At 71.4% G+C, this 21,629-nt stretch carries 15 protein-coding genes; all 15 read right to left on the bottom strand.

Annotation, left to right across the window (positions count from 1 at the left end):
* Positions 1–28: 28 nt before the first annotated feature.
* The gene (locus FF100_RS01760; RefSeq protein WP_139033835.1) at positions 29–853 is read right to left on the bottom strand and encodes a response regulator; all 825 of its coding nucleotides are present in this window, start codon (positions 851–853) and stop codon (positions 29–31) included.
* A 140-nt stretch (positions 854–993) separates the two neighbouring features.
* Positions 994–1,971: a tyrosine recombinase XerC gene (locus FF100_RS01755; protein ID WP_139033834.1), complete on the bottom strand. Its 978-nt coding sequence runs from the start codon at positions 1,969–1,971 to the stop codon at positions 994–996.
* Between the two features lie 94 nt (positions 1,972–2,065).
* Positions 2,066–2,944 (bottom strand): aldose 1-epimerase family protein, encoded by an 879-nt coding sequence (locus tag FF100_RS01750; RefSeq protein WP_139033833.1) that lies wholly within the window; start codon positions 2,942–2,944, stop codon positions 2,066–2,068.
* A 235-nt stretch (positions 2,945–3,179) separates the two neighbouring features.
* Entirely contained in the window at positions 3,180–4,844 is a 1,665-nt protein-coding gene (locus FF100_RS01745; protein WP_139033832.1) for a DEAD/DEAH box helicase, read from the bottom strand.
* A 238-nt stretch (positions 4,845–5,082) separates the two neighbouring features.
* Positions 5,083–8,910, bottom strand: coding sequence for an ATP-binding protein (locus FF100_RS01740; RefSeq protein ID WP_171070013.1), 3,828 nt, complete (start codon positions 8,908–8,910; stop codon positions 5,083–5,085).
* A 103-nt stretch (positions 8,911–9,013) separates the two neighbouring features.
* Positions 9,014–9,559: a gluconokinase gene (locus tag FF100_RS01735; protein ID WP_139033831.1), complete on the bottom strand. Its 546-nt coding sequence runs from the start codon at positions 9,557–9,559 to the stop codon at positions 9,014–9,016.
* A 249-nt stretch (positions 9,560–9,808) separates the two neighbouring features.
* Positions 9,809–11,212, bottom strand: a complete 1,404-nt coding sequence (lpdA, locus tag FF100_RS01730) for a dihydrolipoyl dehydrogenase (RefSeq protein ID WP_139033830.1) — start codon at positions 11,210–11,212, stop codon at positions 9,809–9,811.
* A 72-nt stretch (positions 11,213–11,284) separates the two neighbouring features.
* On the bottom strand, positions 11,285–12,031 hold the full coding sequence (locus FF100_RS01725; RefSeq protein ID WP_139033829.1) for an SDR family oxidoreductase: 747 nt from the start codon (positions 12,029–12,031) through the stop codon (positions 11,285–11,287).
* 64 nt (positions 12,032–12,095) lie between these two features.
* Positions 12,096–13,379, bottom strand: a complete 1,284-nt coding sequence (gene odhB, locus FF100_RS01720) for a 2-oxoglutarate dehydrogenase complex dihydrolipoyllysine-residue succinyltransferase (protein ID WP_139033828.1) — start codon at positions 13,377–13,379, stop codon at positions 12,096–12,098.
* 92 nt (positions 13,380–13,471) lie between these two features.
* Positions 13,472–16,426, bottom strand: coding sequence for a 2-oxoglutarate dehydrogenase E1 component (locus tag FF100_RS01715; RefSeq protein WP_139033827.1), 2,955 nt, complete (start codon positions 16,424–16,426; stop codon positions 13,472–13,474).
* A gap of 211 nt (positions 16,427–16,637) precedes the next feature.
* Positions 16,638–17,522, bottom strand: coding sequence for a succinate--CoA ligase subunit alpha (sucD, locus tag FF100_RS01710; RefSeq protein ID WP_048434186.1), 885 nt, complete (start codon positions 17,520–17,522; stop codon positions 16,638–16,640).
* 157 nt (positions 17,523–17,679) lie between these two features.
* The gene (gene sucC, locus FF100_RS01705) at positions 17,680–18,876 is read right to left on the bottom strand and encodes an ADP-forming succinate--CoA ligase subunit beta (RefSeq protein WP_139033826.1); all 1,197 of its coding nucleotides are present in this window, start codon (positions 18,874–18,876) and stop codon (positions 17,680–17,682) included.
* Between the two features lie 73 nt (positions 18,877–18,949).
* On the bottom strand, positions 18,950–19,912 hold the full coding sequence (mdh, locus tag FF100_RS01700) for a malate dehydrogenase (protein WP_139033825.1): 963 nt from the start codon (positions 19,910–19,912) through the stop codon (positions 18,950–18,952).
* 247 nt (positions 19,913–20,159) lie between these two features.
* Positions 20,160–20,861 carry a TetR/AcrR family transcriptional regulator gene (locus FF100_RS01695; RefSeq protein WP_139033824.1) on the bottom strand — a complete coding sequence of 234 codons (702 nt, stop codon included), beginning with the start codon at positions 20,859–20,861 and terminating at the stop codon, positions 20,160–20,162.
* A 115-nt stretch (positions 20,862–20,976) separates the two neighbouring features.
* Complete coding sequence (locus tag FF100_RS01690) at positions 20,977–21,534, bottom strand: DUF533 domain-containing protein (protein WP_139033823.1); 558 nt, start codon at positions 21,532–21,534, stop codon at positions 20,977–20,979.
* Positions 21,535–21,629 lie beyond the last annotated feature (95 nt).

Here is a 21,629-nt window from a genome sequence, read left to right as displayed (position 1 = left end):
CCGGCCCGGCCGAGCACGCGGCGGCGTCCTAGCGCGCGGCGGCTTGGGCCGGCAGGGCCTCGGTGGTGGCGTTGATCAGGTAGGGCCGGCGCAGGCCGAGCACGTGGTAGAGCACCCGGTCGACGTCGCGGGCGAAGAACGGCTTCTTGAGCACGTAGTCGATGCCGAAATGGCGCGAGGCCTGGGCCATGCTGGCGGCATCGCCCCCGGTCATCAGCACCAGCGGCGTGCCGGGAGCCACCTCGCGGATCTGGCAGGCGAGTTCGAGCCCACCCCCGCCGCCGCGCAGGCCGATATCGATCAGCGCGACGTCGCAGGCCGCCTGACGGGCGAGCTTGAGGGCGTGGGGGCCGCTCTCGATCTCCTCGACCGCGAGGTTGAACCCCGAGGTCGCCAGGATGCGGCGCACCAGGGCGCGGCTCTGGGCGGCGCTGTCGACGAGGAGCAGGCGGGTCGGCTGGCGCCGCCGGGCATGGGCCTGGAGCAGCCCGGCGACATGGGCCTCGTCGAGGGGCAGGCGCAGGAACTCGTGGGCATCGAGATGCTGCGAGACCTCGGTCCAGCGGGAAAAGATCTGCGTCGCGACCAGGATCAGGCAGGGCACCACGAAGCCTTGCGCCTTGAACCGGGCGACCGCCTCCGGGCCGGTCGCGTCCTCGAATTGCAGGCCGACGAAGGCCAGGACCGGCCGGTGGATCAGGCAGGCCTCGCAGGTCTCACGGCTTGTTTCCGCCTCGATGATCTGCAGCGAGGGATCGTGCGCCCGGATCAGGGCCGCCAGGCTGCGGCGCAGGGCGGGATCGCGGTCGGCGACGAGGGCCGAGGCCGGTCCGCGGTCATCTTTGTCGCTCACCGGCATCGTGCCTCGTCCGAGTCGCAGGTCAACGTCAGGATCGGCCCGGCCTCCGGTTCAAGGCCGCAGGTCGGGCTACCTGGGGGTTAAAGTCCTAACTGGAAAACATTAGCACCGGATTACGATGAGCTGCTCCCGGTTCACGAGGCACGCGCCCGGGGATGTGCAGAATCGAACGCATCGAGCAGACGAGCGGCATCGACCTTGGTGTAAACCTGTGTCGTCGCGAGGGATGCATGTCCGAGCAATTCCTGTATCGCCCTCAGGTCACCTTGGCGGGCGAGCAGATGGGTGGCGAAGGAATGACGCAGGGCATGCGGCGTCGCGCTGTCGGGCAGCCCGAGCGCCCCGCGCATCGAGGCGACGGCGAGCTGGACGATGCGCGGCGAGAGCGGCCCGCCCTTGGCGCCGACGAAGAGCGGCCCCTCGGGCGGCAGGCCGTAGGGGCACAGGCGCAGATACTCGGCCACCGCGGCTTGGACCTGGGAAATCACCGGCACGCTGCGGGTCTTCTGGCCCTTGCCGATCACCGTCACCGCGTCGATGCCGTCGACCGGCGCGTCGCGGCGCGCGAGGCCGAGCGCCTCCGAGATGCGCAGGCCCGAGCCGTAGAGCAGCGCCAGCACCGCGGCGTCCCGGGCCAGCACCCAGGGCGGGCGCTCGTCGCCGGCCCGGATGTCGGGGCTCGCCATCGCCACGGCGGCGGCGACGGGCAGCGGGCGGGGCAGGCGCCGCTCGACCTTGGGCGAGCGCACGGCGGCGAGGGCCGCGACGCTGCCATGGCCCTCGCGGTCGAGGTGACGGGCGAAGGAGCGGAGGCCCGCGAGCGCCCGCATCAGGCTGCGCCCACCCACGCCCTCCTGGCGCCGGGCCGCCATGAAGGCGCGCAGGTCGCGGGGCTTGAGCCCGATCAGGGACGGGATGTCGGGATTCTGCCCGTGGCGGGCGAGATGGGCGAGGAACTGGCGCAGGTCGCGCCGGTAGGCCTCGACGGTGTTGGGCGACAGCCGCCGCTCGGCGGCGAGCCCGGCGAGCCAGGCGATCGCCGCCGCCCGCACGTCGGGCGCGCCGGGCAGGATCAGGTCGGCGGGGTCGGCGTCGGATGTAGGGTCTGACATCGGGGGCCGGGCTCCGGTCGCGGGGTCTGAGCCGGCGAGTAGGGCCCGGCCCCGGTTGACGGCGGGTTGACGGCAGGCGCAGGAACCAGGTCCGTCAGGCCGGCACGTGGCGCAGGGTGACGCCGTGGCGGGCGCTGGCGCCCGGCGCCAGCAGGCGCTGCGAATCGCGGGTCGCCAGCTCGCCGGAGAAGCCGAGCCAGTCGGCGTGGCCGGTCCAGCATTCGAGCGACAGGAACGGCGCCGTCGGCTTCGTCCAGACAGCGAGGTGGGGGAAGTCGTCGGCCTCCAGGGCAATGGCGGCGCCGGACGGCGCGGTGAAGCGCATGATGCGGCTGCGGGCGTTCAGGAAGACCAGCGCCTCGGTGAACAGCGCCGGATCGAGCGGCAGGGTCTCGCCGTCGAGGGGCAGCGCCCGCTCGCTGCGCACCAGCAGGCCGCCGGGCCCGACCTCCGGCACGGCCGGCCGCTCGGGGGTCTCGAAGCGCACCGCGTAGCCGCCCTCCGCCGCCCGGGTGCCGTCGGCGAAGGGCCACGGGAAGGCCGGGTGGAAGCCGAGCCCGTAGGGCAGCGGCTCGGCGCCGGGATTGTGGACCGCGCAGGCGAAGGCGAGGGCACCGTCGGTCACCGTGGCGGTGATGTCGAGCCGGAAGGCGAACGGGTAATGCGTCCGGGTCTCCGCGGTATCGGCGAGGCGGAAAGTGACGCTGTCCTCGGTCTGCGCGACCACGTCGAAGCGGCTGTCGCGGGCAAAGCCGTGCTGCGCCATCGGATAGGCGCGCCCCGCCACGGTCACGCTGCCGCCCGCCGAGGCGCCGACGACCGGGAACAGCCAGGGCGCGTGCCGGTTCCAGTGCGCCGGATCGCCGGACCACAGGTACTCGGTGCCGCCGACCCGCCAGGAGACCGGCTCGGCGCCGGTGAGGGCGAGACGGGCTGTGGTGTCGCGGTGCCGGATCTCGACGGTGTCGGTCATCGGGGCCTCATAGAGCGCACGCGCACAACCCTCCCCCCTCTGCGGGGGACGGTGGTCCCTGCGTCAGCAGGGGCCGGGAGAGGGGCAGCGCGACGCTTATCCAGCTCGCGCCCTTCAGAACGGTTCCGCCATAGCCGGAAGCGTCGTCCCCTCTCCCGCCCCACTCCGTGGGACACCCTCCCCGCAGAGGGGGGAGGGTTCAAGGGGGTGCCCTTAAGAACCCCCGGGGGTCCGCTCACCCCCGCCGGGCATTGTTGTTGCGGCGGGGCTGGCGCGGACGCGGCGGCACCTCGGCCTCTCCGCCCGCCAGGGCCTCGACCTGGAGGTCGGCCGGGCCGGTGCGCGGGAAGGTGTGGGCGAAGCGCTCGGCGGCGCCGCCGCGGACCTCGAACTTGGTCTCGCGGTCGAAGATGCGGATCGCGCCGATCTCCTCGCGGGTCACGTCGCCGCGGCGGCACAGCATCGGCAGCAGCCGGCGCGGATCGGCATTGTCGCGCCGGCCGACATTGAGGCGGAACCACACGCTCGACCCGAACGGCGCACGCGGCGCCGCCTCGCGCTTGGGCGCGACGCCGCGGCCGGTGGTGAAGCCCGGATCGGTGACCTCCTCGGGCGAGGGCATGCGGGCGCGGTAGGCCCGCACCAGGGCGGCGGCGATGTCCTCGGCCGAGCGCTGCGCGAGCAGCGACTGGGCCATCGCCCGGTCCTCGTCGCTCACCTCGTCGGTGACCAGCGGGTCCTGGAGCAGGCGATCGTGGTCGAGGGCGCGGATCTCGTCGGCCGGCGGCGGGCCGGACCAGACCGGCACGACGTTCGCCCGCACCATCAGCTCCTCGGCCCGGCGACGGCGCGACGGCGGCACCAGGAGGACGCTGATGCCCTTGCGCCCGGCCCGGCCGGTGCGGCCGGAGCGGTGCTGCATCACTTCCGCATCGTTGGGCAGCTCGGCATGGATGACGAGGCCCAAGCCCGGCAGGTCGATGCCACGGGCGGCGACATCGGTGGCGACGCAGACCCGGGCGCGGCCGTCGCGCAGGGCCTGGAGGGCGGCGTTGCGCTCGCCCTGGCCGAGCTCGCCCGACAGGGCCACCGCCTGGAAGCCACGCTCGGTCAGCACCGCCTGGAGGTGGCGCACGGAATTGCGGGTGTTGCAGAACACGATGGCGGTGCGCGCCTCGATCTGGCGCAGGGTGTTGACCACCACGAGCTCGGTCTCCCGCGGCAGGATGCGGAAGGCGCGGTACTCGATGTCGGCATGAGCCTTGGTCTCGCCGACGACGGCGATGCGCATCGCGTCGCGCTGGTAGGCCTCCGCCAGCGCCACGATCGCCTTCGGCAGGGTGGCGGAGAACAGGAGCGTGCGCCGCTCGGCCGGGGTCGTGCCCAGGATGAATTCGAGGTCCTCGCGGAAGCCGAGATCGAGCATCTCGTCGGCCTCGTCGAGCACCGCGGCGCGCAGGGCCGTCGGGTCGAGGTTGCGGCGCTCGAGATGGTCGCGCAGGCGGCCGGGCGTGCCGACAACGATATGGGCGCCGTCGGCGAGCCAGCGGCTCTCGCGCCGCGGGTCCATGCCGCCGACGCACGACACGACGCGGGCGCCGGCCGGGCCGTAGAGCCAGGACAGTTCGCGATGGACCTGAAGCGCCAGCTCGCGGGTCGGGGCGATCACCAGGGCGAGCGGGGCACCGGGGGCGGGCAGCATCTCGGCGTCGCCGAGCAGCGTGCGGGCGAGCGCCAAGCCGTAGGCGACGGTCTTGCCGGAGCCGGTCTGGGCCGAGACGACGAGGTCGCGCCCTTCCGTCTCGGGCTCGAGGACGGCGGCCTGGACCGGCGTCGGGTCTTCGTAGCCGCGGTCGGCGAGGGCCTTGGCGAGGGGGGCGGGCAGAGCAGGAAACGGCACGTGGATTCAATCCCGGGGGTAGCGACGCGCGGGGATCGAATCGGCTCCGGAGGCCAGGGCTCGGTAGCACATGGCCTCGTGGCGAGGGCCGGCCGCATCGGCGGCGGGCGCTCTGCGGCGCGCGGGAAATCCCAACGGTCTTTTCGTGGAGGAGGGAGCTGTTACAGGGGTTCGGGGCGGAGGTCCACCCCGCGGCCCGCATGGCGGACTGGCGCCCCGGGGATGGTTCCGGATGGGATCACCCCTCGATCATCGTCCGGATGCGCCGCGCCAGCAGGTCGACCGGGAACGGCTTGGTGATCATCTGCATGCCGGGCGCCAGGAAGCCCGCCATGGCGGCGTTCTCGGCGTAGCCGGTGATGAACAGCACCTTCAGCCCCGGGCGGTGCTCGCGGGCGGCGTCGGCCAGCTGGCGGCCGTTGAGGCCCGGCAGGCCGACATCGGTGACGAGGAGGTCGATCCGGCCGGCGGCGCGCAGGGCGGCGAGGCCGGCCGGGCCGTCCTGGGCCTCCAGCGCCCGATAGCCGAGGTCGCGCAGCACGTCGACGATCAGGCTGCGCACCGCCGGCTCGTCCTCGACCACCAGCACGGTCTCGCCGCTGCCGGCGACCGGGAGCGGGGCTTCGGCCGGGGACGGGCTCGCCTCGGCGAGGGGACCGGTGTGGCGCGGCAGGTAGAGCGCCACCGTGGTGCCGCGGCCGACCTCCGAGGCGATGACGGCGTGGCCGTCGGACTGGCGGGCGAAGCCGTAGATCATCGACAGGCCGAGGCCCGTGCCCTGGCCGATCGGCTTCGTGGTGAAGAACGGGTCGAAGGCGCGGCGCACCACCTCGGGCGGCATGCCGGTACCGGTATCGGTCACGGCGAGGCGGATATACGACCCCGCCGCCACGTTGCCATGGGCGGCGGCGAACACCGCGTCGAGCTCGACGTTGCGGGTCTCGATGGTGAGGCGCCCGCCCTCCGGCATCGCGTCGCGGGCGTTGATCGCCAGGTTGAGGATCGCGCTCTCGAGCTGGTTGGCGTCGCAGAGCGTCGGCCACAGCCCCTCGCCGAGGCGGGTCTCCAGGGTGACGGTCTCGCCCAGCGTCCGGCAGACCAGGTCCTCCAGCGAGGCGACCAGGGCGTTGGCGTCGACGGCGCGCGGGTCGAGAGGCTGGCGCCGGGCGAAGGCGAGGAGCCGGTGGGTCAGGGCCGCGGCCCGGTGGGCGGAGGTGAGCGCCGCCTCGATGTAGCGCGGGGCGACGTCGAGACGGCCCTGGGAGAGCCGCGTCGAGAGCAGGTCGAGGGAGCCGACGATGCCGGTGAGCAGGTTGTTGAAGTCGTGGGCGATGCCCCCGGTGAGCTGGCCCACCGCCTCCATCTTCTGCGACTGGCGGAACGCCTCCTCCAGCTCGCGCTGCTCGGTGACGTCGCGCGCGACCGCGTGCAGGTGGCCCTCCCCCGGCACCGCCGTCCAGGACAGGGTGCGGTAGGAGCCGTCGGCGTGGCGGTAGCGGTTCTCGAACAGCAGCGTGGCCTGGCCGTGCTCGAGGCGCCCCGTCTCCGCGACCGTGCGCGCGCGGTCGTCCGGGTGGACGAAGTCGAGGAACGAGCCGCCGACGAGATCGGCCGGCTCCCAGCCGAGCACCTCGCGCCAGGCCGGATTCAGCGCCGTCACGGTGCCGTCGAAGCGCGCGATGATCATCACGTCCTTCGACAGGCGCCACATCCGGTCGCGCTCGCGGGTGCGGGCGGCGACCTGGGCTTCCAGGGTCTCGTTGACCTGCCGCAGGGCGTCGGCGCTCTCGCGCCGGACCCGGGCGAGGCGCAGGTTGGTCTCGACCCGGGCCTGCAGCTCGCGGGCCGAGAACGGCTTGATCAGGTAATCGTCGGCCCCTGCCGCGAGTCCCTCGATGCGGGCCTCCTCGCCGGCCCGGGCCGAGAGCAGGATCACCGGGATGCCCCGCAGGGCCGGGTCGTCCCGCAGGGCGGCGAGCAGCCCGAACCCGTCGAGCCCCGGCATCATCACGTCGGACAGGACGAGGTCGGGGGCCCGGCGCCGGGCCGCCTCCAGGGCCGCCAGCCCGTCGCCCACCGCCTCCACGACATGGCCGCCGTCGCCGAGCAGGCGCCCGACATAGGCCCGCATGTCGGCATTGTCGTCGGCGAGCAGCACCCGGCCGGTCAGGCCGGGCGCGACCGGGCGGGACGCGTCGCCGAGATCGTGCGGCGCAGGCTCTCCGTCGCCGAGCCAGCGCGTCGCCTCCTCGACGAAGGCGTGCGAGCGGGTGGCGGTCGAGACCCCGGTCCGGGGCGCACGGATGCGGTCCGGCGGCAGGTGGGCGCGGCCGAGCGGCAGGCTGACCGTGAAGGTGCTGCCGGCTCCCAGGGTGCTCGTCACCGCGACCGTGCCGCCATGGAGCCGCACCAGTTCCTGCACCAGGGCGAGGCCGATGCCGGAGCCCTCGAAGCTGCGCCCCTGCGCGCCCTCGACCCGGTGGAAGCGCTCGAACAGCCGCGGCAGCTCGGCCTCCGGGATGCCGAGGCCGGTATCCGCCACGGTGAGCACCGCTCGGCCCCCCTCCGCCCGCAGCCGCACGGCGATGCCGCCTTGGAGCGTGAACTTGAAGGCGTTCGAGACGAGGTTGAGGACGATCTTCTCCCACATCTCCGGATCGACGAAGGCCGGCTCGGACGAGGACCGGCAATCGACGTCGAGGGCGAGGCCGGCCTTGTCGGTGGCCGAACGGAAGCTGGAGGCCAGCTCCGCGGTGAAGCGGGCGAGGTCGAGGGGCTCGAAGGCGGCCTGGGCCCGGCCGGCCTCGATGCGCGAGAAATCGAGGAGCGCGTTGACGAGCCGCAGGAGCCGCAGGCCGTTGCGGTGGGCGAGCTCGACGAGCCGGCGCGTGTCCGGGTCGAGCGTGGCCGGGCTCGCTTCCAGCACCTCGGCCAGCGGCCCCAGCATCAGGGTCAGCGGCGTGCGGAACTCGTGGCTGACATTCGAGAAGAACACGGTCTTCTGCCGGTCGAGCTCGGCGAAGGCCTCGGCCCGGCGCCGCTCGGCCTCGTAGGCGTAGGCGTTGGCCAGACCGGTGGCGATCTGGCCGACGAACAGGGCGAGGAAGCCGCGATAGGCCTCGTCGAGGGGCCGGTAGGGGTTCAGCCCGGCGACGAACACCCCGGCCGGGCGGCTCTGGCCCTGCTGGGCGACCGGCAGCACCAGGACGTGGGTCGGGGGCCGGTCCCACGGGCCGGCCGGCAGGTCGGAGAAGAGCGGGCCGAGATCCGAGACCGGCAGCAGGCGCGGAACCTCACCGGGGGCATTCGGGCCGCGGGCCTCCTGCCCGGCGGAGTCGAGGAGGCCGAGCGCCAGGAGGGCCGCCTCGTCCGCCCGGGCGACCGCCGGGTGCCCGGGCCCGGGCGCCGCCTGCGCCAGCAGGGCCGGCGCGTCCCCGCCGAGATAGGCCAGAGCCACCGGCAGGTCGGCGGTCCCCTCCCCGAGGCAGCCGGCGACGACCGCGCCGACCTCCGCGGCGGTACGGGCCGCCGCCATCCCGGCGCCGAGATCGCGCAAGCAGCGCAGGCGCCGCTCGCCGATGACCCGCTCGGTTTCCTCCGAGACGACGCAGAGCATGCCGGTGACGGCGCCGGAATCGTCGGCGAGCGGGCTGTAGGAGAAGGTGTGATAGCTCTCCTCGGTGAAGCCGCGCCGCTCCAGGAACAGCAGCAGCGCTTCGTCCCAGGTCGCCTGGCCGGTGCTCAGCACCTGGGCGATGCGCGGGCCGATATCGGGCCAGATCTCGGCCCAGACCACGTCGGAGCGGACGCCGAGCGCCCAGGCTTCCTTGACGCCGAGGGTCGGCTTGTAGGCGTCGTTGCAGAAGAAGGTCAGCTCCGGGCCCCACGCCATCCACATGGCGAAGCGCGAGCCGAGCATGATCCGGACCGCCGTGGTCAGCGATTGCGGCCAGCGCTCGACCGGTCCGAGGGACGTCGCCGCCCAGTCGTGGGCGCGCAGGCGCGCACCCATCTCGCCGCCGCCGGGAAAGAGGGTCTCGCGCATCGCGGACGGGGTGGCGGGCATGGCCGTATCCAGCATGCCCTCGCGATGGCACGGGCGCCGCGAACTGTCAAAAACCAGGCATAAGCGGAAACGACGTGGGCCTGCCCGGGGGGAGGATGCGGCTTTAGGACGCCGCCCGCCCGGTCACGGCCGCGACGATTTCGGCGACGATCGCCTGCGGGGTGCCGCCGATCGAGACCACCAGGGGGGCCTCGTCGGGCGCGGGCTCCTGCAGGGTGCGGAACTGGCTGTCGAGCAGGCTCGTCGGCATGAAATGGCCGTGGCGGGCCGCCATGCGCCGGCCGATCAGCGCGCGGTCGCCCTTGAGGTAGACGAGGCGCACGTCGGGCCGATCGCCGACCAGGATCTCGCGATAGGCCCGCTTGAGGCCCGAGCAGGTCACGACCCCGTGCCGCCCTTCGGCGCGGACCCGGTCGATCCAGGCCGCGATGGCGGCGAGCCAGGGCCAGCGGTCCTCGTCGGTGAGCGGGGTGCCGGCCTGCATCTTCTCGACGTTGGCGGCGGGGTGGAAATCGTCGCCGTCCTCGAATTCCCAGCCGAGGCGGCCGGCGAGCAGGCTCGCCACCGTGCTCTTGCCGGAGCCGGAGACGCCCATCACCACGATGACCGCGGGGGTCGTCGTGTTTCCGTGTCCAGCCGCATCGTCCATCGACATGGATCCTTCAACTCAAGCACAGGCCGGGCCGTGCCCGGCATCACCCCTCCCCCCCCTCTGCGGAGGAGGGTGCCCCGCGGCGCGGGGCGGGAGAGGGGACGACGCTTCCGGACAGGCCGCGCGTCATGAAGGGCGCCGCGCGTCATTCCGCGTCGCGCTGCCCCTCGCCCGGCCCCTGCACGACGGCGGGACCCCCTCCCCGCAGAGGGGGAGGGCTCATCCGCGCGAGCCGTGCGACCGCCCTCACATGTGCAGCGCGCGCTTCTCCACCGCGAGCGCCGCTTCCTTCACCGCCTCGGTCAGGGTCGGGTGGGCGTGGCAGGTGCGGGCGATGTCCTCCGAAGAGGCGCCGAACTCCATCGCCACAGCGACCTCCATGATGAGGTTGCCGGCATCCGGCCCGACGATGTGGACGCCGAGCACCCGGTCGGTCCCGGCATCGGCCAGCACCTTCACGAAGCCGTCGGTGGTGTGGTTCACCTTGGCGCGGCCGTTCGCGGTGAACGGGAACTTGCCGACGTTGTAGGTGATCCCGTCCTTCTTCAGCTCCTCCTCGGACTTGCCGACCGAGGCGACCTCCGGCGTGGTGTAGACCACGTTCGGGATCACGCCGTAATTCACGTGACCCGCCTTGCCGGCCAGGATCTCCGCCACCGCGACGCCCTCGTCCTCGGCCTTGTGGGCGAGCATCGGGCCGGCGATCACGTCGCCGATGGCGTAGATGCCGGTGACGTTGGTGGCGTAGTGGTCGTCGGTCTGAATCCGGCCCTTGCCGTCGAGCTGGACGCCGACCGTGTCGAGGCCGAGACCCGCGGTGTAGGGCACGCGGCCGATCGCCACGAGGACCACGTCGGCCTCCAGCACCTCCGCCGCGCCGCCCGCGGCCGGCTCGACCGTGACCGTGGCGCCCGAACCGGTGCGCTCGACGCCCGTGACCTTCTGCGACAGGCGGAACTGGATCCCCTGCTTCTGGAGGATGCGCTGGAACTGCTTGCCGACCTCGCCGTCCATGCCCGGCAGGATCCGGTCGAGATACTCGACGACGGTCACCTCGGCGCCGAGACGGCGCCAGACCGAGCCGAGCTCGAGCCCGATCACGCCGGCGCCGATCACGACGAGCTTGCCCGGGACCTTGGCGAGGTCGAGGGCGCCGGTGGAGGAGACCACGACCTCCTCGTCGATCGTCACGCCCGGCAGGTTGGCGACGTCCGAGCCGGTCGCGATGACGACGTTCTTGGCCTCCAGGATCTGGTTGCCGCCGTCCTCGGACGTGACCTCGACCCGGCCGGCGCCGGCGAGGCGCCCGGTGCCCTGGACGGCGTCGATGCCGTTCTTCTTCAGCAGGAACGCGACGCCCTTGGTGTTGCCGTCGACGCCGTCCTGCTTGAACGCCATCATCTTGGCCAGGTCGAGCTTCGGCTCGCCGACGGTGATGCCCAGCACCGGGAAGTGCTTGGTCGCCTCCTCGAACGCCTCCGAGGCGTGCAGCAGGGCCTTCGACGGGATGCAGCCGACATTGAGGCAGGTGCCGCCATGGGCCGGGCGCTTCTCGACCACGGCGGTCTTCAGGCCGAGCTGGGCGGCGCGCAACGCGCAGACGTAGCCGCCGGGGCCGGTGCCGATGACGACGAGATCGTAGGAGGACATGCGGGACTCGCGAGGTTGGGAGCGGCGGGCCGTCCGGCGCCGCCGCGGGATGAGGGATGGGGGTGCGTGCGGCTAGCGGCCGCCCGAGATCGTCAGGGTCGCGCCGGTGGCGTAGGAGGCCTCGTCCGACAGGAGCCAGACCACGGCGGCCGCGACCTCGTCGGCGGTGCCGGCGCGCTTCATCGGCACCAGGGGGCTGAGCCGCGCCAGCCGGTCCGGCTGGCCGCCGCTCGCATGGATCTCGGTCTCGATCAGGCCGGGGGCGACGCCGTTGACCCGGATCCCTTCCAGGGCGACCTCGCCGGCAAGCCCGGTGGTGAAGGTGTCGATGGCGCCCTTCGAGGCCGCGTAATCGACGTACTGGCCCGGCGCGCCGAGGCGGGCCGCCACCGACGACAGGTTGACGATGACGCCGCCCTGCCCGCCGTGGCGGGTCGACATCCGCCGCACCGCCTCGCCGGCGCACAGGAACGAGCCGATGACGTTGGTGGTCATCATCCGGTGGAGGCGGGCGGGCGTCATCTCGTCGACGCGGGCGGCGTAGTCGACGACGCCGGCATTGTTGACGAGGCCGCCGAGCCTCCCGAGGCCGTCGGCCGCCTGGAACAGCGCCGGGATGTCGGTCTCGACCGCGACGTCGCTCCGCACGGCGAGGCCTACGCCGCCGGCCGCCTCGATCTCCCGTACCAGGGAGTCGGCGGCGTCCTTGGCTGTGACGTAGGAGAAGCAAACCCGCCAGCCGGCCCGCGCCGCCCGCAAGGCAACCGCCCGGCCGATGCCGCGGCTGCCGCCGGTCACCACCAGGACCTTGTCCGTCATCATCGCGCTCCCCGATGCGAGAGGCCCCTCCCCCGGGTGGGGAAGGGGCTGGTTTTGGCTGGCCTTAGAGGTCGAGCACGAGGCGCGCCGGGTCCTCCAGGGCCTCCTTGACCCGCACCAGGAAGGTCACGGCCTCCTTCCCGTCGACGATCCGGTGATCGTAGGACAGGGCGAGGTACATCATCGGCCGCGCCTCGATCTTGCCGTTGCGCACGACCGGGCGCTCCTCGATGCGGTGCATGCCGAGGATGCCCGATTGCGGCGCGTTGAGGATCGGGGTCGACATCAGCGAGCCGTAGATGCCGCCGTTGGTGATCGTGAACGTGCCGCCCTGCATGTCCTCGATCGACAGCTTGCCGTCGCGGGCCTTGCGGCCGAAGCCGGTGATGGCCTTCTCGATCCCGGCGATCGACAGCTGGTCGGCGTCGCGCACCACCGGCACGACCAGGCCCTTGTCGGTCCCGACCGCGATGCCGACGTGGTAGTAGTTCTTGTAGACGATGTCCTGGCCGTCGATCTCGGCGTTCACAGCCGGCACATCCTTCAGGGCGCCGATCACCGCCTTGGTGAAGAAGCCCATGAAGCCGAGCTTGGCGCCGTGCTTCTTCTCGAACACGTCCTTGTACTGCTGGCGCAGGGCCATCACCGCACCCATGTCGACGTCGTTGAACGTCGTCAGCATGGCGGCGGTGTTCTGCGCGTCCTTGAGGCGCCGGGCGATGGTCTGGCGCAGCTTGGTCATGCGCACCCGCTCCTCGCGGGAGGCATCGTCCGGCGCCGACGGGGCGCGGGCGACCTGCGGGGCCGGGGCCGGGGCGGGCGCGGAGGTGCCGGCCGAGATCGCCGAGAGCATGTCGCCCTTGGTGACGCGGCCGTCCTTGCCGCTGCCCTTCAGCGACGACGGGTCGACGCCGGATTCCTGGGCCAGGCGCGCGACGGCTGGGCCGTTGTCGCCGGCCGAGTGACCTTTCGGGGCGGCGTCGCCATGGGCGCCGTAGGAGGCCGACGACGACTTGGCCGGCGCCTCGGCGGCGGCCTTCGGGGCCTCCCTGGGGGCCTCGGCCTTGGTCTCGGACTTCGGGGCGGCCGCGCCGTTGCCGGCGGAGGCGCCGCCCTCGACGATCGAGCCGAGCAGCGCGCCGGGCTCGACCGTCTCGCCGTCCTTGGCGACGATGTCGCCGAGCTGGCCGGAGGCCGGGGCGTTGACCTCGAGGGTGACCTTGTCGGTCTCGAGCTCGACCAGCGGCTCGTCGGCCTTCACGGTGTCGCCGGGCTTCTTGAACCAGCGGCCGATCGTGGCCTCGCTCACGGACTCGCCGAGCGTCGGGACGCGGATTTCGGTGGCCATGTCTTCCGTCAGGGTTGGGGCGGTGGGGTGCCCGGAAAAACTTCAGGCGGCGCCCCTGGCGGGGCGCCGGCGACTTGGGAGGCGACCTGGAATCAGACCGCCAGGGCCTCGTTGAGGAAGGCCTGTAGCTGGTCGAGGTGCTTCGACATCAGGCCGACGGCGGTCGAGGCCGAGGCCGGGCGGCCGATGTAGCGCGGGCGCTTGGAGGCGGAGCCGGCCTGGTTGAGGACCCACTCCAGGTAGGGCTCGACGAAGGCCCACGAGCCCATGTTCTTGGGCTCCTCCTGGCACCACACCACCTCGGCGTTGCGGAACCGGGAGATCTCGGTGGCCAGCGACTTCAGCGGGAACGGGTAGAGCTGCTCGACGCGCATCAGGTACACGTCGGAGATGCCGCGCTTCTCGCGCTCCTCGTAGAGGTCGTAATAGACCTTGCCCGAGCAGAGGACCACGCGCCGGACCTTGTCGTCCTTCGACAGCTTCACGCCGTCCTGCGTCTTCTCGGCGTCGTCCCACAGCACGCGGTGGAAGGTCGAGCCCTCGGCGATGTCCGCCAGCGCCGAGACCGCCCGCTTGTGGCGCAGCAGCGACTTCGGGGTCATCAGCACCAGCGGCTTGCGGAAGTCCCGCTTCAGCTGGCGGCGCAGGATGTGGAAGTAGTTCGAGGGCGTCGTGCAGTTGGCGACCTGCATGTTGTCCTCGGCGCACATCTGCAGGTAGCGCTCGAGACGGGCCGAGGAGTGCTCGGGACCCTGGCCCTCGTAGCCGTGCGGCAGCAGCATCACCAGGCCGGACATGCGCAGCCACTTGCGCTCGCCTGACGAGATGAACTGGTCGACCACGACCTGCGCACCGTTGGCGAAGTCGCCGAACTGCGCCTCCCACAGCACCAGGGAGTTCGGCTCGGCCAGCGTGTAGCCGTACTCGAAGCCGAGCACCGCCTCCTCCGAGAGCATCGAGTTGATGACCTCGTAGCGGCTCTGGCCGTCCTTGATGTGGTTGAGGGGCGTGTAGCGCTCCTCGTTCTCCTGGTCGATCACCACCGAGTGGCGCTGCGAGAAGGTGCCGCGCTCGACGTCCTGGCCCGACAGGCGGACCCGGTGGCCCTCCGTGAGGAGCGAGCCGAAGGCCAGCGCCTCGGCGGTCGCCCAGTCCAGGCCCTCGCCGGTCTCGATCGCCTTGGCGCGGTTGTCGAGGAAGCGCCGGATGGTGCGGTGCAGGTGGAAGTCCTGCGGCACCGTGGTGATGGCCTGCCCGATCTCGCGCAGGGTGTCGGCCGGCACGCCGGTGCGGCCGCGGCGCGGGTCGTCCTCGTCCTCGCGCACCGCCTTCAGGCCCGACCAGCGGCCGTCGAGCCAGTCGGCCTTGTTGGCCTTGTAGCCGGTGGCGATCTCGAACTCGCTGTCGAGGGTGGCGCGGAACTCGGCCTTGCGGTCGTCCAGCTCCTTCTGGCTCAGCACGCCGCTCTCGGTCAGCCGCTTGCCGTAGGTCTCGAGCGTCGAGGGGTGCTTGCGGATGATCTGGTACATCTTCGGCTGGGTGAACGCGGGCTCGTCGCCCTCGTTGTGGCCGAAGCGGCGGTAGCAGAGCATGTCGATCACGACAGGCTTGTGGAACTTCTGCCGGTACTCGGTGGCGATCTTGGCCGCGAAGGTGACGGCCTCGGGGTCGTCGCCGTTGCAGTGGAAGATCGGCGCCTCGACCATCTTCGCCACGTCGGACGGGTAGGGCGAGGAGCGCGAGAAGCGCGGATCGGTGGTGAAGCCGATCTGGTTGTTGATGATGAAGTGGATCGAGCCGCCGGTGCGGTGGCCCTTCAGGCCCGACAGGCCGAAGCACTCCGCCACCACGCCCTGGCCGGCGAAGGCGGCGTCGCCGTGGATCAGGAGCGGCAGCACGTTGGTGCGCTGCTCGTCGCCCTGCTGGTCCTGCTTGGCGCGCACCTTGCCGAGCACCACCGGATCGACGATCTCGAGGTGCGAGGGGTTGGCGGTCAGCGACAGGTGGACGGTGTTGCCGTCGAAGGCCCGGTCGCTCGAGGCGCCGAGGTGGTACTTCACGTCACCCGAGCCCTCGACCTCCGCCGGGGAGGACGAGCCGCCCTTGAACTCGTGGAAGATCGCCCGGAACGGCTTCGACATCACGTTGGCGAGCACGTTGAGACGGCCGCGATGCGCCATGCCGAGCACGATGTCGGTGACGCCGAGCGCGCCGCCGCGCTTGATGATCTGCTCCAGCGCCGGGACCATCGCCTCCGAGCCGTCGAGGCCGAAGCGCTTGGTGCCGGTGTACTTGAGATCAAGGAACTTCTCGAAGCCTTCGGCCTCGATCATCTTGTTGAGGATCGCCCGCCGGCCCTGCTCGGTGAACGAGATCTCCTTGTCCTTGCCCTCGATGCGCTCCTGGATCCAGGCCTTCTCCTCCGGATCGGAGATGTGCATGAACTCGACGCCGAGCGTCTGGCAGTAGGTCCGCTCCAGGATCGCGACGATCTCCCGGATGGTGCCGAATTCGAGGCCGAGCACGTTGTCGAGGAAGATCGGGCGGTCCCAATCGGACTCGGCGAAGCCGTAATGCTGCGGGTGCAGCTCCTCGTGGTCGCCGCGCGGCTGGAGACCCAGCGGGTCGAGCTTGGCGTGGAGATGGCCGCGCATGCGGTAGGCGCGGATCAGCATGATCGCGCGCACGGAATCCTTGGTGGCCTGCTGCACGTCGGCCGGGGCGACCGGCTGGCCCTTGGCCTCCTGCTTGGCCTTGATCTTCTCGCCGACCGCCTTCTCGATCTGGGCCCAGTTGCCGTCCAGCGCCGAGACGATGTCGCCGTTGGCGGCGATCGGCCAGTTCGGCTTCGCCCAGGACGCGCCTTCCGCGTTCTTGACGACGATCGCGCTCTCCTCCTTCAGGCCGGAGAAGAAGCTGCGCCACTCGGGATCGACCGCGTTGGGATCCCGGGTGTAGGTCGCGTAGAGTTCCTCGATGTAGTCGGCGTTGCCTCCGTAGAGGAACGAGGTTCCGAGGAGGGCGTCGTTCGCGTCCTGGCGTGCCATGGCGATCTGTCTATCCGCGCTGGTCGATCGATGCGCCGGCTCTGGCCTTCAGTTGAGGCGGGAGGATGGCGATCCGTCGACGGTGGGGCGCCCGGTTCTCACCGGGCGCGAGGATGTCTTTACGAACTCAAGAGAGTTGACGTTTGCTTGCGATGTGGGTGCGGACCTTCGATTCCGCACGCCACGCCTGCCATGCGCGAGGCGAAGGGCTTCAACCCTTCAGGACCTCGACCAGGGTCTTGCCGAGGCGCGCCGGCGACGGCGAGACGCGGATGCCGGCCTCCTCCATCGCGGCGATCTTGTCCTCGGCGCCGCCCTTGCCGCCCGAGATGATCGCGCCGGCATGGCCCATGCGGCGGCCGGGAGGCGCCGTGCGGCCGGCGATGAAGCCGACCATCGGCTTCTTGCGGCCGCGCTTGGCCTCGTCACGAATGAACTGCGCCGCCTCTTCCTCGGCCGAGCCGCCGATCTCGCCGATCATCACGATCGACTCGGTCTTGTCGTCGGCCAGGAACATCTCGAGCATGTCGATGAACTCGGTGCCCTTGACCGGGTCGCCGCCGATGCCGACCGCGGTGGTCTGGCCGAGGCCCTCGTTGGTGGTCTGGAACACCGCCTCGTAGGTCAGGGTGCCGGAGCGCGACACGATGCCGACCGAGCCCGGACGGAAGATGTTGGCCGGCATGATGCCGATCTTCGACTCGCCGGCGGTGACGATGCCGGGGCAGTTCGGGCCGATGAGCCGCGACTTCGAGCCCTCGAGCGAACGCTTGACGCGCACCATGTCGAGGACGGGAATCCCTTCCGTGATGCAGACGATCAGCGGGATCTCGGCGTCGATCGCCTCGCAGATCGCGTCGGCGGCGCCCGGCGGCGGCACGTAGACCACCGAGGCGTCAGCGCCGGTGGCGTGACGGGCCTCCTTCACGGTGTCGAACACCGGCAGGCCGAGATGGGTCGCGCCGCCCTTCCCCGGCGAGGTGCCGCCGACCATCTTGGTGCCGTAGGCGATCGCCTGCTCGGAGTGGAAGGTCCCGTTCTTGCCGGTGAAGCCCTGGCAGATGACCTTGGTATTCTTGTCGATGAGGATGGACACGTGCGATCTCCGGAGATCTGCATTCGGGAATGGGCGGTACGGCTCAGGCGGACCGAGCCTCAGGGGATGCACCGCGCCTGAGAAACTGCGCCGAGGGGAAGCCCGATGGCCGAGCCCCGCTCACGAGAAGGGCGCCCTCGCGGGCGCCCTGCCCTCCTCAGCCCTTGCGCACCGCCGCGACGATCTTCTGCGCCGCGTCGTCGAGGTCGTCGGCCGGGATCACGTTGAGGCCCGAGGAGCGGATGATCTCCTTGCCCTTCTCGACGTTGGTGCCCTCGAGGCGCACCACCAGCGGGACCTGCAGGCCCACCGTCTTGACCGCCGCGATCACCCCGTTGGCGATCACGTCGCACTTCATGATGCCGCCGAAGATGTTGACCAGGATGCCCTTCACGTTCGGGTCGGCGGTGATGATCTTGAAGGCCGCGGTGACCTTCTCCTCCGAGGCGCCGCCGCCGACATCGAGGAAGTTCGCCGGCTCCTCGCCGTAGAGCTTGATGATGTCGAGGGTCGCCATGGCGAGGCCGGCGCCGTTCACCATGCAGCCGATGGTGCCGTCGAGCGCGATGTAGGCCAGGTCGTACTTCGAGGCCTCGATCTCCTTCTCGTCCTCCTCGGTGATGTCGCGCAGCTGCACGATCTCCGGGTGGCGGTAGAGGCTGTTCGAGTCGAACGAGATCTTGGCGTCCAGGCACTTCAGGTGCCCGTCCTTGGTGACGATGAGCGGGTTGATCTCCAGCATGCTCATGTCCTTGGCGGTGAACGCCCGGTAGAGCTTGGTGGTGAGATCCTCCGCCTCCTTGGCGAGCGGGCCGGTGAGGCCGAGCGCCTTGGCGACCGCGCGGCCGTGATGCGGCAGCACGCCGGTGGCCGGGTCGACCGAGAAGGTGATGATCTTCTCGGGGGTGTCGTGGGCGACCTGCTCGATATCCATGCCGCCCTCGGTCGAGACCACGAAGGCGACCTTGCCGGTCTCGCGGTCGACGAGCATCGACAGGTAGAACTCGGTCTCGATGTCCGAGCCGTCCTCGATGTAGAGGCGGTTGACCTGCTTGCCGGCCTCGCCGGTCTGCACCGTCACGAGGGTGCGGCCGAGCATCTGCTCGGAGAAGGCCTTGACCTCCTCGACCGACTTGGCGAGGCGCACGCCGCCCTTCTCGCCGGCCTCGGCCTCCTTGAACTTGCCCTTGCCGCGCCCGCCGGCGTGGATCTGGGACTTCACGACCCAGAGCGGACCACCCAGCTCGTTGGCGGCGGCCTCGGCCTCGCTGGCCTTGAAGATGGCGCGGCCGTTCGAGACCGGCAGGCCGAACTCCTTGAGGACGGCCTTGGCTTGATACTCGTGGATGTTCATGGGCGGAAAGCTTTCTCTTCGTCGGGCGGGGCGTCGGGGAGGCGGCGCGGAGAGCCGCGCCGCCCGTCAGGCCTTACGCCAGCGCGCCGTTGATGCCCTTGCAGGCCTCGACCAGGCCCTTCACGGAATTGACCGACTTCTCGAACATCGCCTTCTCCTCGCCGGAGAACTCGACCTCGACGATGCGCTCGACGCCGTTCTCGCCGATCACGATCGGCACGCCGATGAACAGGCCGTCGACACCGTACTGGCCGGTGAGGTGGGCCGCGCAGGGCAGGACCCGCTTCTTGTCCTTGAGGTAGCTCTCGGCCATCGCGATCGCCGAGGCGGCCGGGGCGTAGAAGGCCGAGCCGGTCTTGAGCAGGTTGACGATCTCGCCGCCGCCCTTGCGGGTCCGCTCGACCATCGCGTCGAGCTTCTCCTGGGTGGTCCAGCCCATCTTGACGAGATCGGGCAGCGGCACGCCGGCCACCGTCGAGTAGCGCACCAGCGGCACCATGTCGTCGCCATGGCCGCCGAGCACGAAGGCCGTGACGTCCTCGACCGAGACCTGGAATTCCTCGGCCAGGAAGTGGCGGAAGCGGGCCGAGTCGAGCACGCCGGCCATGCCGACGATCTTCTTCGGGTCGAGGCCCGAGAACTTCTGCAGCGCCCACACCATCGCGTCGAGCGGGTTGGTGATGCAGATCACGAAGGCGTTCGGGGCGTGGGTCTTGATGCCGGTGCCGACCGCTTCCATCACCTTCAGGTTGATGCCGATCAGGTCGTCGCGGCTCATGCCGGGCTTGCGCGGCACGCCGGCGGTGACGATCACCACGTCGGCCCCGGCGATCGCGCTGTAATCGCTGGCGCCGCTGTACTTGGCGTCGAAGCCGTCGACCGGAGCCGACTCGGCGATGTCGAGGCCCTTGCCCTGCGGCACGCCGTCGGCGATGTCGAACAGCACGATGTCGCCCAGCTCCTTGAGGCCGGCGAGGTGCGCGAGCGTGCCGCCGATCTGTCCAGCGCCGATGAGCGCGATCTTCTTGCGTGCCATGTAGAACCGATCCTTCGCGGTGTGATGGAACCGTCGGGGGCCGGGGTCCGCTCGCGAGGAGCCCGCGCCGGCGGTGCCTCTTTGACGAAAAAAGCCGGGGCCGACAACCCGAAGGCCCGGCGCGCGGGGCGCCGGGGGCGCCGGGGGCGGGCTCACGGCACGTCACCCGATTTCGTTTTCTGTTGCGATGCAATAACTTACCAATGCACGCAACTGGGCGTTACATGATCGACGTTTTGTCAGCGAGTTACAGGGTGCCGATGCGCAGGATCCGCAGCATCGCCCGGATGACCGCGCCGAGGCGGGCCTCGATCAGGTCGCGGGGCACCTCGGCGTCGAGCTGGATCGAGACCGGGTGCAGGAAGCGGTGGCTGGTGTCGAAGATGAAGGCGAGGCCGCGCTCGCGGTCCCGCAGCGAGAAGGTGCCGGCATTCATCCCCTCCTCGATCACCCGCTCGACCAGCTGGCGCAGGCGGCCGCGGTGGCGCCGGGCGATCGGCCGGGACTCGACGGTGGCGTCGCGGTGGACGGCGAAGAGGTGCGGATCGCGCGCCAGCACCTCGCGCTGCATCGAGGCCAGCGCCAGCAGCAGGCGCTCGAGCTTGTCGTCGGCGGGATCCGGTGCGTCCGCGATGGCGCCGAGCTCGGCCTCGACCTCCCGCAGCCAGCGGCCCGCCACCGCATCGACGAGGGCGGTCTTCGACGGGAAGTAGCGGTAGACGTTGGCATGGGTCATGCCCGCCTCCGCCGCGACCCCGACCACCGTGACCTGCCGGTGGCCGAGCCGGCGCAGGTGGTCGGCAGCGATGGCGAGCAGCCGCGCGTCGGCGGAGGGCGGCGCCGGCCGGACGCGCGGGCCCAGCCCGCTGGAGATCGGCGCGGCGGGAAGCAACCCGTCGGCCGGGTTCAGCTCGTCGCGGGACGGGGCGCCGGGGCGGCTGCGGGGCATGGACCTCGAAAGAACAGTCAGGATCGGCGGCGCGACGATCCCGCCAGGGTAACGGCCCGGCCGCGGCAAGAGAAGCCCCGCGCTCCGCCTCCGTCGGCGCCTCGGGGACGCAGTCTCAGACCCGGTAGCGCCGGTGCAGGCTGGAGACGATATCCTCGGACAACCCCAGGCGCTCGGCCAGGTAGGCCAGATACAGCTGGTTGACCCTTCGGCGCTGGTCGATGGCGAGCAGCGAGGCGGCATAGGCGGAGGCGCCGAGATCGGCCGCCTGGATCGCGTCGAGCAGGTCGCCCAGCGCCAGCGGCGCGGCGAGCGCCTTGTCGAGGCGCTGGCGCTCGGCCTCCGCCGCGCTGATCCGGGCGAGCGCGTCGCGGACCGGGGCCGGATCCTGCCGCCGCCCCTGCGCCAGGAACGCCGCCGCCATCGCCTGAACCACGAGGTCGCGCTGGGCCGGCTCCAGCACCCTGAGGTTCAGGGTGAACGGCACCAGGGTCTGGTGGCGGTTCTGCAGGAAGGCGTGCAGGACTTTCTGGCTCAACGCTTCCGTCACGACGGCGTCGGCGCGGCCCGCCCGCCGGTCGCGCCGCGAGGCCCGGGCCGGGGCGGCCTCCGGCTCCTCGACGTCGTCCGGCGCGTCGCGCCCGAAGGCGCGGGTGAGGAAGGCGAAGCTCATGCGAAGTCTCGGGTCCTACGGCCAAGCACCAACGTGCGATCGCCTGACGGGCTCCCTCAGATCAACCTCCCGCGACAGGCCATGAGGTCGTTGAT

The sequence above is a fragment of the Methylobacterium terricola genome (assembly GCF_006151805.1).
Classification (GTDB): domain Bacteria; phylum Pseudomonadota; class Alphaproteobacteria; order Rhizobiales; family Beijerinckiaceae; genus Methylobacterium; species Methylobacterium terricola.
Note: the sequence above shows the minus strand (reverse complement) of the source record. Positions and strands in the feature narration are given on the sequence as shown.

Coding starts and splice junctions, on each gene's coding strand:
- FF100_RS01755 (WP_139033834.1), bottom strand. CDS start 1,971: ATGTCAGACCCTACATCCGACGCCGACCCCGCCGACCTGATCCTGCCC.
- FF100_RS01750 (WP_139033833.1), bottom strand. CDS start 2,944: ATGACCGACACCGTCGAGATCCGGCACCGCGACACCACAGCCCGTCTC.
- FF100_RS01740 (WP_171070013.1), bottom strand. CDS start 8,910: ATGCCCGCCACCCCGTCCGCGATGCGCGAGACCCTCTTTCCCGGCGGC.
- FF100_RS01735 (WP_139033831.1), bottom strand. CDS start 9,559: ATGGACGATGCGGCTGGACACGGAAACACGACGACCCCCGCGGTCATC.
- lpdA (WP_139033830.1), bottom strand. CDS start 11,212: ATGTCCTCCTACGATCTCGTCGTCATCGGCACCGGCCCCGGCGGCTAC.
- FF100_RS01725 (WP_139033829.1), bottom strand. CDS start 12,031: ATGACGGACAAGGTCCTGGTGGTGACCGGCGGCAGCCGCGGCATCGGC.
- odhB (WP_139033828.1), bottom strand. CDS start 13,379: ATGGCCACCGAAATCCGCGTCCCGACGCTCGGCGAGTCCGTGAGCGAG.
- FF100_RS01715 (WP_139033827.1), bottom strand. CDS start 16,426: ATGGCACGCCAGGACGCGAACGACGCCCTCCTCGGAACCTCGTTCCTC.
- sucC (WP_139033826.1), bottom strand. CDS start 18,876: ATGAACATCCACGAGTATCAAGCCAAGGCCGTCCTCAAGGAGTTCGGC.
- mdh (WP_139033825.1), bottom strand. CDS start 19,912: ATGGCACGCAAGAAGATCGCGCTCATCGGCGCTGGACAGATCGGCGGC.
- FF100_RS01695 (WP_139033824.1), bottom strand. CDS start 20,861: ATGCCCCGCAGCCGCCCCGGCGCCCCGTCCCGCGACGAGCTGAACCCG.
- FF100_RS01690 (WP_139033823.1), bottom strand. CDS start 21,534: ATGAGCTTCGCCTTCCTCACCCGCGCCTTCGGGCGCGACGCGCCGGAC.